Genomic DNA, 13,248 nt, shown 5'->3' with positions numbered 1-13,248 from the left:
GGAATCACCTGCGCAGAGACTGCGCAGGTGATTCCGGATCCACAATAGGCTTTGCTTGGACTTCGGTCAGCCGTGGCTCCGCTGCGTGACGATCACCGGGATCAGCAGATCGCCCCAGTTGCCGTCGCCGCCATGGTGCCGTGCCGAGCGCACGAGCTCAACCGACACACCGGCCTCGACCGCCTTCATCACCGACTGGTTGAGCCTGTGCAGGTCGTTCGCAAGCATGCGGATGGTTGCTTGCTGGTCGACGCTCATGGTGGTGGCCTGTTCTTCGGCCCGTTCCTTGACGCGGCTTATCGATGCCATTGGTCTTCTCCTTCTGCGTATTTATACCCCTTCGGGGGCGTTCCTCTGTTCGTTGCGTTCCTGCTATTCCGCCGCCGGTTTGAACTGGGCGTGCTCGGTCGATTCATGCATGGCCGTGGTTGAAGACCGGCCACCGGTGATCGCCATCGACACGGCGTCGAAATAGCCGGTGCCGACTTCGCGCTGGTGCTTGGTCGCGGTGTAGCCGTGGGCTTCCGCCGCGAATTCAGCCTCCTGCAACTCGGAATAAGCCGCCATCTGCCGCGCCTTGTAGCCGCGGGCGAGTTCGAACATGCCGAAATTGAGCTGGTGGAAGCCGGCCAGCGTGATGAACTGGAACTTGTAGCCCATGGCGCCGAGCTCCCTCTGGAACTTGGCGATCGTGGCGTCGTCGAGGTTTTTCTTCCAGTTGAACGACGGCGAGCAATTATAGGCGAGAAGTTTGCCGGGATGATGCCTGTGCACGCCCTCGGCGAACTTCTTGGCCTGCGCCAGATCGGGCTTGGAGGTCTCGCACCAGATCAGGTCGGCGTAGGGCGCGTAGGCGACGGCCCGCGCAATGCAAGGCTCGATGCCGTTCCTGACTTGATAGAAGCCCTCCACCGTGCGGCCGGCGCCATAGTCGACGAAGGGCTGGTCGCGCTCGTCGATGTCGGAGGTGAGCAGCTTTGCCGCTTCCGCATCGGTGCGCGCGACGACCAGCGTCGGCGTGCCCATGACGTCGGCAGCAAGCCGCGCGGCGTTGAGGTTGCGGATGTGTGCGGCGGTCGGGATCAGCACCTTGCCGCCGAGATGGCCGCATTTCTTTTCCGACGCCAGTTGGTCCTCGTAGTGGACGCCGGCGGCACCCGCCTCGATGAAGGCTTTCATGATCTCGAAGGCATTGAGCGGCCCGCCGAAACCGGCTTCCGCATCGGCGACAACAGGCGCGAACCAGGTGTCGACCGAAAGCCCCTTGCCTTCGGAGGTCTCGATCTGGTCCGCACGCTGCAGCGTGCGGTTGATGCGCTTGACCAGTTCGGGCGCGGCATTGGCGGGATAAAGCGACTGGTCCGGATACATGGCGGAGGCGGTGTTGGCGTCGGCGGCGACCTGCCATCCAGACAGGTAGATCGCCTTCAGCCCGGCCCGGACCTGCTGCATCGCCTGGTTGCCCGACATGGCGCCGAGCGCGTTGACAAAGTCCTCCTCGTGGATGAGCTGCCAAAGCCGGTTGGCGCCCATTTCGGCGAGGCTCTGCCGGATCTGGACCGAACCGCGCAGTCGCTTCACATCGTCCGGCGAATAGGGCCGCTCGATGCCGTCGAAGCGGCCTTCCGGCGCCGAGGGGACGAGGTTGTAAAAATCGGTCATTGGTCACTCCGGATAAATCGTTACTGGGATAGAGAACGCCGCCTCATGCAGATTTCGCGCCGTTTTGGTGTGACAGCATTTACATTTCGGCGCGAAACAGGCGAGAGAAACCGTAGATTTGGCTGAGGAATAAGAGAAAACCTGTGTTGCGTTTGACAGCCAGGCGCTGTAAATTTGTCATGATTGTAAAGACCGGCGTGACATCGCCGTGCAGAAGCAATGTAAATTTCTGTCAAGGACAGTCGAGTGGCCGATCAAAAGATCTTCGCCGGGCCGCGCATCCGCCGTATCCGCAGCGCCAAGGGCCTGACCCAGACGGCGATGGCCGAAGGGCTCGGCATCTCGCCGTCCTATCTCAATCTCATCGAGCGTAACCAACGGCCGCTGACGGTCCAGCTGATCCTAAAGCTGGCATCTGTCTACAAGGTCGACCCGCATGAATTGCAGGGCGAGGCGAGGGGGTCGGTCGCCGCCCTGAAGGAAGTGTTTTCAGACCCGCTGCTGGTCGGCGAATTGCCTGGTGACCAGGAGCTGATCGAGCTTGCCGAGGCAGCGCCCAACGCTTCCGCCGCGGTGATAAAACTGTTTCGCGCCTATCGCGAGCAGGCCGAGCGCCTTTCCGACCTCAACGAGCTTCTCGCGCGTGAGGGCAAAGCGACGGCACTCTCCGGCGCCCGCTTGCCGATTGACGAGGTGCACGAGATTTTCGAGCGCCGGCCGAACCATTTTGCCGCGCTCGAAGAGGAGGCCGAGGCATTCACGTCGGTGCTCGATCCCGGCGACGATCTGCTCGGTGCGCTCAAGGCCTGGCTAAAGCGCGAATACGGCATCGTGGTCAAGGTGCTGCCGGTCGCCACCATGCCGAACTGGCGCCGCCGTTACGACCGCCACTCGCAGCGTCTGTTTCTGTCCGAGCGCCTGTCGCCGTTCGACCAGTTGCGCGAGGTGGCGATGGAGGCCTGCCTGATCCGCATGACGGTCGCGGTGGCAGGCGAGATCCAGGCGCTGAAGCTGACCACGGATGAGGCCCGCCGGCTCGCCCGCTTCGAGCTTGGCCGCTACGCCGCCCACGCGCTGATGATGCCCTACCAGTCCTTCCATGCGGCCGCGACCCGCGCGCGGTACGACATCGACGTGCTGCGCTCGCGCTTCGGCGTCTCCTTCGAGCAGGCGGCGAACCGCCTGACAATGCTGCAGCGGCCGGGCACGCCGGGCGTCCCGTTCTTCATGCTCGAGGTCGACAGTGCCGGCAACCGCTTCCGTAAGGCGGGCAGCCAGGGTTTTCCCCAGAGCCGCTTCGGCGGCGGCTGTCCGAAGCTCCCCGTGCATGCCGCCTTTACCCAGCCCGGCCAGATCTTCGTCGAGGCGGTGGAAATGCCCGATGGCGCCGAGTTCCTCTGCGTCGCCCGCACGCTCGAAGGGCCGCAAGGCTCGTTTTCGGAGCGCCCGCGCCGTACCGCGCTTCTGCTCGGCTGCGACATCGGCTTTCGTGACGAGATCGTCTACGGCACGGCACTGCCGGGGCCAGCCGCCGCAACGACAGGAAAAGCCGGACAGGGCATCAATCCGGCCACACCGATAGGCCCGGCCTGCCGGCTGTGTGAGCGCATCGGCTGCCTCGCCCGCGCCGAGCCGCCGGTGACGCGCCCGCTCGGCCTCGACGAAATGGTGACCGGGCTGAGCGCCTTCGATTTCCAGTGAGGCCCCAGACAACCGACTGCCGCCTTTGCCACAACCGTCGCCGCCCGGTGGACCACGCTCCGCTGCTGCCTTTGCGCTACGCGAATGAAGCACGTTCTTGTCGTCCGTTGCGCATCGTGCCGCCCTGAAATCGTCGACAGTCGCGCCCATGACCGATACCGCATCATCACCGATTGCCGTCTCGCCGCGTGAGGAGCGCGTCGGCTTCCTGTTGATATTTCTGTCGGCGCTGATGTGGAGTTTCGGCGGCGCCATCGCCCGCTTCATCGAAGCGGGCGACAGCTGGACGGTGGTGTTCTGGCGCTCGGTCTGGGCTGCCGCCTTCCTGGTCTGCTTCATGATCTGGCGCGACGGTTGGCACGGCACGGTGAAGCTGTTCCGCGGCATGGGCCTGCCCGGCCTTGCCGTGGCGTTCTGCTTCGCCACTGCATCGACTTGCTTTGTCGTGGCGCTTGCCTACACCACCGTCGCCAACATCCTTTTGATGCAGGCCGGCGTGCCGCTGCTGGCAGCGCTGTTTGCCTGGGTGCTGTTTCGCGAACGGGTGGCCGCCGCGACGTGGGTGGCGATTGCAGCCGTCATTGCCGGCGTTGCCATCATGGTATCGGAATCGCTCGATGGCGCCGTGTCGCCCGTCGGCGACGGCTTGGCGCTGCTCATCGCGGTGATGTTTTCGATCGCCACCGTCATCACGCGGCGCTTTGCCCATGTGCGCATGACGCCAGCGACCTGCCTCGGCACGATGCTTGCCGCCGCATTCGCGGCGTCCCAGGCATCGCAATTCGGCGTTTCCAGCAGCGACATGGGCTTCCTGTTTGCGTTCGGCGTGGTCAATCTGGGTCTCGGCCTTGCCTTCTTCGCCACCGGCGCCCGGCTTGTTCCGGCGGCGGTCGCGGCACTCCTCGGCACCTTCGAGCCGATCCTCGGCCCGATCTGGGTCTGGCTCATCCATTCCGAGGTGCCGTCGGGACGCACCATCCTTGGCGGCACGGTCGTGGTCACGGCGCTGCTCGTCCATATCGGGCTCGAATTCAAGCGTCAGGCGCGACCCGTGCGGCCGGGTGTCACCGGCATGCCGTCGCCTAATTGATGCAGCGCACGCGCCAAAGCGAGATGAGCCATTGACAACGCCGCAGCCGCGCGGGCAGGCTGCCAATACGGCAACAACAAGACAGGCGTATCTTGCCAAGTCTCCCCTCCGGCCCGATCGAGACCGGACAACATCGTCGTATCCCTGCCCGCGTCGTGGCGAGAGCCTCTGACGGCGCTGGAACGCCATCCGGATCACGACATGGGAACGGGAGCCTTGGCCGCTGCACATCGAACCACCAAGGTGTCGGCGGTTCGCGCTTGTCGCTTGCCGGAAAGCCCAATAATCTGAAGCAAACGCCCAGCCGCGCAGCCCTGCGACGAGCTGGCGATGGAACACTCATCAAAGGAGAGACTCAATGACCCGCAAAGCGTTCTGGCTTTCGGCGACCTCGGCATTTCTGACGCTTTTCACCCTCGGCGCTCATGCCCAGGACCGTGTCGTCAATGTCTATAACTGGTCGGATTACATCGACAGCTCGATCATCGAGGATTTCACCAAGGAAACGGGCATCAAGGTCACCTACGACACCTTCGATTCCAACGAGCTTCTGGAGACGAAACTGCTTGCCGGCGGCAGCGGCTACGACGTCGTCGTGCCGACCGCCAATTTCCTCGCACGCCAGATCCAGGCAAGTGTGTTCCAGAAGCTCGACAAGTCGAAGCTGCCCAACATTTCCAACATGTGGGACATCGTCTCGGAGCGCACAGCCAAGTACGATCCGGGCAACGAATATTCGATCAACTACATGTGGGGCACGGTCGGCCTCGGCTATAACGTCAAGAAAGTGCAAGAAGCACTCGGGACCGACAAGATCGACAGCTGGGACGTGTTCTTCAATCCGGAAAAGCTGGCCAAGCTGAAGGATTGCGGTGTCTATGTCCTCGATTCCCCGAGCGACATCCTCCCGAACGCCTTCAAATATCTGGGCATCGATCCCGAGACCACGTCGCTGGACGATTTCGCCAAGGCGGAGGAACTGATGCTGAAGATCAGGCCTTACATCCGCAAGTTCCACTCGTCGGAATATATCAACGCACTGGCCAATGGCGACATCTGCCTGGCCGTTGGCTGGTCGGGCGACGTGTTCCAGGCGCGCGACCGTGCGACCGAGGCCAACCATGGCGTCGAGATCAGCTATTCCGTGCCGAAGGAGGGTGCCGAAATGTGGTTCGATCAGATGGCAATCCCGGCCGACGCGCCGCATGTCGCCGAGGCGCATGAATTCCTGAACTACATGATGAAGCCGGAAGTGATCGCCAAGTCGAGCAACTATGTCTTCTACGCCAACGGCAACAAGGCGTCGCAGCAGTTCATCAGCAAGGAGATACTCGAGGACCCGGCGATCTACCCGGACGAGGCGACGCTGGCGAAGCTGTTCACCATCTCCCCTTACGATTCCAAGACCCAGCGCGTGGTCACCCGCACCTGGACCAGGATCGTCACCGGGCAATAAGAGACGATCAAGGACCCCGGCACAGCGTGCCGGGGTCAAATCTTTTTTGGGGATAGAACCAGGACGGAGTGGGACATGAAATCGCTTGGCAGCATCCGCAGGGATTTCGCGCCATGGAACGATCCGAACGCCAAGCCATACATCCAGTTCGACAAGGTCACCAAGAAGTTCGGTGACTTCACCGCCGTCAATAATTTGTCGCTGACCATATTCGAGCGCGAGTTCTTTGCCCTGCTCGGGGCGTCGGGTTGCGGAAAATCGACGCTTCTGCGGATGCTCGCCGGCTTCGAGGAGCCGACCGCCGGCCGCATTCTGCTCGATGGCCAGGATCTGCGCGGCATCCCGCCTTACCGGCGGCCGGTCAATATGATGTTCCAGTCCTACGCGTTGTTCCCGCATATGACGGTCGAGAACAACATCGCTTTCGGCCTCAAGCAGGACGGCATGCCGAAGCCCGAGATCGCGGCGCGCGTTGGAGAGATGCTGAAGCTGGTCAAGCTCGAGCAGTTCGCCAAGCGCAAGCCGCACCAATTGTCCGGCGGCCAGCGCCAGCGCGTCGCGCTTGCCCGCTCGGTCGCCAAAAGGCCGAAGGTGCTGCTGCTCGATGAGCCATTGGGCGCGCTGGACAAGAAGCTGCGCGAGGAAACGCAGTTCGAGCTGATGGATCTGCAGCAGTCACTCGGCCTCACCTTCGTCGTCGTCACCCACGACCAGGAAGAGGCGATGACCATGGCCGACCGCATCGCCATCATCGACAAGGGCGAGGTGATGCAGGTGGCGACGCCGGCGGAAGTCTACGAGGCGCCTGGTTCCCGCTTCGTCGCCGGCTTTGTCGGCAACGTCAACATGTTCGAAGGCAAGATCGCGCGTGGCGAGGCCGGCGCGGCAAGCATCGACGCCGGCAACGGCATCACCATCCGGACCGAGAATGCCGGCGATGCCGCCACCGGCGCGGCCGTCGCTTTCGCGATCAGGCCGGAGAAGATCAAGATATCGTCGAAGAAGCCGGCCGGAGCCGTCAACGCCATCGAAGGCGAGGTCTACGATATCGCCTATCTCGGCGACATGACCGTCTATCACGTCAGGCTCGACGACGGCCACGTGGTGCGGGCAAGCACGATGAACGCGGCCCGCATCACCGAGGATCCGCTGAGCTGGAACGACCGTGCCTGGGTGTCGTTCCGGCCGGACGCCGGCGTTGTGCTGACGCGATAGGGGACGGTCATGTCGAATGCCGCTGTCACCGCCGCAGCAACCTCTCAGGCCACCGATGCTGGCAAATCCGCCTTGGCCAGATTGAGTGCCGCCTTCATTGGCCGTCTCGTCATCATCATCCCGTATCTCTGGCTGGTGTTCTTCTTCCTCATTCCGTTCATCATCGTCTTCAAGATTTCGCTGTCGCAGACGGCAATCGCCATACCGCCCTACACGCCGGTGCTTGACTTCGGCGACGGCCTTTCCGGTTTTCTCGCCCAGCTGAAACAGCTCAGCATCGATAACTACACATGGCTGACGCAAGATGCGCTGTACTTCAATGCCTATGTGACGAGTGTCATCGTCGCCGCCATCTCGACGGTGCTGACATTGCTTGTGGGCTACCCGATCGCCTATGGCATGGCCCGCGCGCCGGCGACGCTTCGTCCGACTTTGCTGATGCTGGTGATCCTGCCGTTCTGGACCTCGTTCCTGATCCGCGTCTACGCCTGGATCGGCATTCTCAAGCCCGAGGGGCTGCTCAATCAGCTGCTGCTCGCCACCGGCGTCATCAGCCAGCCGCTCATCGTCCTCAACACCTACACGGCGATCTTCATCGGCATCGTCTATTCCTATCTGCCGTTCATGGTGCTGCCGCTCTATTCGTCCTTGGAAAAGATGGATTACTCGCTGATCGAAGCGGCCAAGGATCTTGGCTGCCCGCCGACCAGCGCGTTCTGGAAGATCACCTTTCCGCTGTCGGTGCCCGGCGTCATCGCCGGCTGCCTGCTGGTGTTCATCCCCGCCGTCGGCGAGTTCGTCATTCCCGACCTGCTCGGCGGATCGCAGACGCTGATGATCGGCAAGACGCTGTGGAACGAGTTCTTCGCCAATCGCGACTGGCCAGTGTCGTCGGCGGTCGCGGTCATCCTGCTGTTGCTGCTGATCGTGCCGATCATGCTCTTCCAGCGGGCGCAGGCCCGCGCCCAGGAACAAGACAAATGAACCCGACCTGGAGCCGTTTCAACATCACTTCGATCGTGCTGGGCTTTGCCTTTCTTTACCTGCCGATCGTCCTGCTCGTCGTCTTCTCCTTCAACGAGTCGAAACTGGTCACCGTCTGGGGCGGTTTCTCGACCAAATGGTACGTCGCGCTGTTCCACAACCAGGGCCTCATGGACGCTACCTGGGTAACGGCCCGCGTCGCCGTCATCTCGGCCACCGTGGCGACAGTGCTCGGCACACTGGCGGCTCTCACCTTGACGCGCTACACGCGCTTCAAGGGCCGGATGCTGTTTTCCGGCATGGTCTTTGCGCCGCTGGTCATGCCGGAAGTCATCACCGGCCTGTCGCTGCTGCTGCTCTTCGTCGCCGTCGGTCTCGACCGCGGCTTCCTCACCGTCACGCTTGCCCACATCACCCTGACAATGTGCTTCGTCGCCGTCGTCGTGCAGTCGCGCCTGGTCACCTTCGACCGCTCGCTGGAGGAAGCCGCGATGGATCTGGGCGCGCCGCCGGTGAAGACCTTCTTTCAGATCACGCTGCCCGTCATCATGCCTGCGATCGTGTCGGGCTGGATGCTGGCGTTCACATTGTCACTCGACGATCTGGTCATCGCCAGCTTCACCTCAGGGCCTGGCGCCACCACGCTGCCGATGAAGATCTACAGCCAGGTTCGTCTCGGTGTGACGCCGGAGATCAACGCCGCCTGCACCATCCTGATCGCGGTCGTGGCGGTTGGGGTCATCATCGCCTCGCTCGCCAACAAGCGTCGCGAGGTGCAGCGCCAGCGCGACGAGCAGGCCGCTCAGCGGGGGTGACGAAAGAAGCGGCACCCAGAAAAAGCCGGCAGGACGCACTTCCGACGACGCCCGCAGCAGCCTCGTTGCCTATTCTCCGGAAACCCCGCGGCTTATCGGCGAAATGAACGGCGTGCTCCACGTTCCGCCGACGAAGAACGAAGATTGGTTGGGACCCTGGTTGTTTGTCTGCGTGGCTGGCTGGTCCGCCTGAATGATGCCGCCGGACAGCGCCAGCCCGCGCCCGGCGTAGGAGGCGATGCCGGAAAGCCAGACCTTGTACTTCGCCGAATTCGCTTCGGCCTTGTCGATCCTCGCCACACCGTTCGAAATGCTCGCCTTGAGTTCGGCCCCGTCGATCGGCAGCGTTCCGTCGGAGACATCGTCGAGCGCGAAGAACCCGCCCTGTTCGTTGTGCTTGAGAAACGCCGGCAGGTCGAGCCGGCTCAAGGCGCCCTGGCCGAATTTCGCTGAAACCGAGCCGTCGGCGTTTTCGAAAATGGAATCCCAGGTTCTGCCCGGGCCCTTGAGGATGACCGAAACGGTTCCCCTGCCGATCGGCACCAGCCGCGTCATTCCGGCTGCGGTCCCAAAAGCGCCGCCATCGACATCGGAGGCGAGCAGCCTGATCTCGACCTGCGTGCCGCCCGGCTTGCGGTCGAAACGAAGACTGCTCTGGATGTTGCCGCCAAAGGCCGATGCATCGGAAATATCGAAGACCGCAAGACCGTCCTTGACCTGGGCGGTGGCGGCGACGTCGGCAAGCTGGATGGTGCCTGCGGTGGCCTGCGCTGCCGACAATCTGAGATCGAGATCGATGCGGTCGGCGACGCTTATGTCGATTTCGCCGGGACCAGCGCCGTCCGCAGGCGCCAAGGGTGTGAAGGCGGAAAGAAACGATCGCAAGTCGAGCGTGTCGAAGGCGAGCGTTCCGGCGATCACCGGCCGCGCCTCGCCAAAGGAGAAGTCCAGCGCACCCATCCCTGGATTGTCGTCCAGAGCGATCTCGGTGTTTTCGAGTTTAATGCGGCCGGAGGTCGCGGTGACCTTGCTGGAAACGGAAACCGAGCCGATTGCCGCGCCCGGCGCGATGCCGGCCCGCGACCATTCGAGCACGCGCCTGAGCGAGGGCGCGGCAAATTTCGCCTGACCGTCGAAATAGGCGTTCTCGGACATGCTGGCCACGCCGTCGAACGAAAAACTGGCAGGGGCCGCCTTGAAGGAAAGCGTCATCGGCGCAGCACCGCCGCCAAACAGCACCAGCGGGTTCGACGAAGCGGCGTCCACGGCGACGCTTTCGCCGCGCCAGATCCCGGTCGCCGACAGCGTCGCATTGCTGTTCATTGCGGCCCAGTTCGCCTGTCCGCTCAGGCTGCTCAGTATCTCAGTGTCCTTGCCATCGACGGAGGTCACCACGCGGCCGTTCCTGAACTCCACGGTGCCGAACGGATCTGCCGGCAGCTTGCTCAAGTCCGGCTTGGCTGGATTGGCGCTGACCACGGCGCGAGCGGTGTCGATGGAACGCGTGATGCGCCCGCCCGACGGCAAGGCGGGCAGGAAAAGCCCATTTGCTGCGCGTTGAACCCTGATCGTCGGCCGGATCAGCCGCGCCGTCGAGAACACCACGTCGCCACGCAATGCCGCCATGGCCGAGAGATTGACCTCGACCCGTTCGGCTTCGATCACAGGCGGCGCGTCGGTCTCTGTCCACTGCGAGAGCGTCACGTCGGCCAGGATGGCTCGAAAATTCGGCCAGACCTCGATCCGCGGCGCGCCGTCAATGGTGACCCTGAAACCGCTCCACGCACTCATTTCCCAGGCGATGCGATCGCGCACGATGCGGGTCGAGGCAACGAGCGGCAGCGCGGCGACGGCCAGCGCGATGACGAGCACGGCAACGCCGATGGCCCATATTCCGCGCCGGATCAAAGATGATGACATGTCGCCCCGTATGCTTCCGTTCCGACAAAATCGCCCGACGGGTGTAACCCACGGCTGACGCATTTCAAGTCTTTATGGCCCAGCGATGGCATTTGCGCACATCCACATCGCTCGGCCGAACAAAATCTTGCTCTGCTGCGCTGCGATATGCATAAGCGACGGTGACCGCGGGAGGATTGATCATGGCTGGCGAAGCACCGCTCTGGGCACCGACGAAAGACCAGGTCGACGCGGCGCCGATGACCGCCTTTATGACGGCCGCCGCGGCTGGAACCGGCAAGGGTTTTTCATCCTATGCCGATCTACACCGCTGGTCGATCGACGATCGCGAGGCATTCTGGAGCCTGGTCTGGGATTTTTGCGGGATCGTGGGCGACAAGGGCGCCAGCGGGGGCGAGCGCGTGCTCGTCGATGGCGATAAGATGCCCGGCGCCGCGTTTTTTCCCGACGCGAAGCTGAACTTCGCCGAGAACCTCCTGAAGAAGACCGGGCCCAGTGACGCTATCGTCTTTCGCGGCGAGGACAAGGTCGAGCGCCGGCTCTCCTGGAATGAGCTGCATGCGCTGACCTCGCGGCTGCAGCAGCTTTTCCTGTCGCTTGGGGTGAAAAAGGGCGACCGCATCGCCGCCATGATGCCCAACATGCCGGAGACCGTCGCCGCCCTGCTGGCGACAGCCTCGATTGGCGCGGTCTGGTCGTCCTGCTCTCCAGATTTCGGCGAACAGGGCGTGCTGGACCGGTTCGGCCAGATCGAGCCTGTCGTCTTCATCGCGCCCGACGGCTATTGGTACAATGGCAAGGCGATCGAGGTCGCCGACAAGATCGCGGCCGTTGCGGCAAAGCTTCCCACCGTCCGCAAGGTCCTGATCGTCGACTATCTCGGCACTTCGAGCGATGTCGCGGCGACCGTCGAGAAGGCTGCGGCGCTGGACGAGGCACTCTCATCCTTCGCGGCCAAGGCGGTCGCTTTCGAACGGTTGCCGTTCGCGCATCCGCTCTACATCCTGTTTTCTTCCGGAACGACCGGCATCCCCAAATGCATCGTCCATTCGGCCGGCGGAACGCTGATCCAGCATGTCAAGGAAGAGCGGCTTCATGCCGGCCTGCTCAACGGCGACCGCTTCTTCTATTTCACCACCTGCGGCTGGATGATGTGGAACTGGCTGGTGTCCGGCCTCGCGTCGGGCGCAACCCTTCTGCTTTATGATGGCTCGCCCTTCTACCCCGACGGCAATGTGCTGTTCGATTTTGCCGACGCCGAGAAGATGACCTATTTCGGCACCTCGGCCAAATTCATCGATTCCGTGCGCAAGGCCGGCCTCAAACCGATCCGCACGCATGATCTTTCCACCGTGCGCACGATCTCCTCCACCGGCTCGCCACTGTCGCCGGAAGATTTTCGCTTCGTCTATGAGGGCATTAAGCACGACGTGCATCTCGCCTCGATCTCCGGCGGCACCGACATCGTATCCTGTTTCGTGCTCGGCGTGCCGACGGAACCGGTGTGGACCGGAGAGATCCAGGGACCCGGTCTCGGTCTCGCCGTCGATGTCTGGGACGACGATGGCCGCCCGCTCAGGCAGGAGAAGGGTGAGCTCGTCTGCACCAAGGCGTTTCCTGCTATGCCAATCGGTTTCTGGAACGATCCCGAAGGCAAGAAATACCACGCAGCCTATTTCGAGCGCTTCGACAATATCTGGTGCCACGGCGACTTCGCCGAATGGACCGCCCATGGCGGCCTGATCATCCATGGTCGCTCCGACGCGACGCTCAATCCGGGCGGTGTGCGGATCGGCACGGCGGAGATCTACAATCAGGTCGAGCAGATGCCGGAAATCCTGGAAGCGCTGTGCATCGGCCAGGATTTCGACAATGACGTGCGCGTTGTGCTGTTCGTGCGGCTGGCTGCCGGCGTTGAGCTCGACGCCGAGCTGGAAAAACGTATCCGGGCGAAAATCCGCAGCGGGGCGAGCCCGCGCCACGTTCCCGCCAGGATCGTCGCCGTCGCCGACATCCCACGCACCAAATCGGGCAAGATCACCGAACTCGCGGTGCGCGACATGGTGCATGGCCGCGCCGTCAAGAACAAGGAGGCGCTGGCCAATCCAGAAGCGCTCGAGCTGTTCCGCGATTTGCCGCAGCTTGCCGACTAAGCAAACAGAGCGGCGCCGCCATTCGGCTTGATAGGTGCTGGTCGAGCATGGTTAACGAAATATCTCGCTCGAATTTACCTAGATTTCATGAGTGGTACACATTGGTAAATTTTCGGCGACGCCGGTAAGGTTTTGTTAAGGGCCGGCACCGATAGTCGTGCGTAACTTGAGGGAGAAATCCCGTTCCTCGAAATCCCCAGAGGATCTGAATTCGCTCAAGCCCCCGTTGTAACAGCAATCCCATCATTCAAG

At 62.7% G+C, this 13,248-nt stretch carries 10 protein-coding genes; 7 read left to right on the top strand and 3 right to left on the bottom strand.

Features of this window, described 5'->3' with window-relative positions; all coding sequences use genetic code 11:
- Positions 1-66: 66 nt before the first annotated feature.
- Positions 67-309 carry a hypothetical protein gene (locus EOC93_RS20420; RefSeq protein ID WP_095483542.1) on the bottom strand — a complete coding sequence of 81 codons (243 nt, stop codon included), beginning with the start codon at positions 307-309 and terminating at the stop codon, positions 67-69.
- A 63-nt stretch (positions 310-372) separates the two neighbouring features.
- Positions 373-1,662, bottom strand: coding sequence for an isocitrate lyase (aceA, locus tag EOC93_RS20415; RefSeq protein ID WP_095483543.1), 1,290 nt, complete (start codon positions 1,660-1,662; stop codon positions 373-375).
- A gap of 246 nt (positions 1,663-1,908) precedes the next feature.
- Between aceA and EOC93_RS20410 the strand changes: the two genes are divergently transcribed.
- From EOC93_RS20410 to EOC93_RS20385, 6 genes are all read left to right on the top strand, one after another.
- Positions 1,909-3,363: a helix-turn-helix domain-containing protein gene (locus EOC93_RS20410; RefSeq protein ID WP_126103648.1), complete on the top strand. Its 1,455-nt coding sequence runs from the start codon at positions 1,909-1,911 to the stop codon at positions 3,361-3,363.
- Positions 3,364-3,511: 148 nt separating this feature from the next.
- On the top strand, positions 3,512-4,453 hold the full coding sequence (locus EOC93_RS20405) for a DMT family transporter (RefSeq protein ID WP_127205507.1): 942 nt from the start codon (positions 3,512-3,514) through the stop codon (positions 4,451-4,453).
- A 358-nt stretch (positions 4,454-4,811) separates the two neighbouring features.
- Positions 4,812-5,909 (top strand): polyamine ABC transporter substrate-binding protein, encoded by a 1,098-nt coding sequence (locus tag EOC93_RS20400; protein ID WP_095483546.1) that lies wholly within the window; start codon positions 4,812-4,814, stop codon positions 5,907-5,909.
- Between the two features lie 75 nt (positions 5,910-5,984).
- Positions 5,985-7,124, top strand: coding sequence for an ABC transporter ATP-binding protein (locus EOC93_RS20395; RefSeq protein WP_095483547.1), 1,140 nt, complete (start codon positions 5,985-5,987; stop codon positions 7,122-7,124).
- 9 nt (positions 7,125-7,133) lie between these two features.
- Positions 7,134-8,108 (top strand): ABC transporter permease subunit, encoded by a 975-nt coding sequence (locus EOC93_RS20390; RefSeq protein WP_095483548.1) that lies wholly within the window; start codon positions 7,134-7,136, stop codon positions 8,106-8,108.
- Positions 8,105-8,923, top strand: a complete 819-nt coding sequence (locus EOC93_RS20385; protein WP_095483549.1) for an ABC transporter permease subunit — start codon at positions 8,105-8,107, stop codon at positions 8,921-8,923. The genes EOC93_RS20390 and EOC93_RS20385 overlap by 4 nt, the downstream gene beginning before the upstream one ends.
- 69 nt (positions 8,924-8,992) lie before the next feature.
- On the opposite strand, the gene EOC93_RS20380 is transcribed toward EOC93_RS20385, so the two are convergent.
- The gene (locus EOC93_RS20380; RefSeq protein WP_095483550.1) at positions 8,993-10,843 is read right to left on the bottom strand and encodes an AsmA family protein; all 1,851 of its coding nucleotides are present in this window, start codon (positions 10,841-10,843) and stop codon (positions 8,993-8,995) included.
- Positions 10,844-11,025: 182 nt separating this feature from the next.
- Between EOC93_RS20380 and EOC93_RS20375 the strand changes: the two genes are divergently transcribed.
- Complete coding sequence (locus EOC93_RS20375; protein ID WP_127205506.1) at positions 11,026-12,996, top strand: acetoacetate--CoA ligase; 1,971 nt, start codon at positions 11,026-11,028, stop codon at positions 12,994-12,996.
- The last annotated feature ends 252 nt before the right edge of the window (positions 12,997-13,248 follow it).

The organism is Mesorhizobium sp. M6A.T.Ce.TU.002.03.1.1 (genome assembly GCF_003997275.1).
GTDB classification, from domain to species: Bacteria; Pseudomonadota; Alphaproteobacteria; order Rhizobiales; family Rhizobiaceae; genus Mesorhizobium; species Mesorhizobium mediterraneum.
The sequence above is the reverse complement of the archived record's forward strand: the minus strand, read 5'-3'. Positions and strand labels throughout refer to the sequence as shown.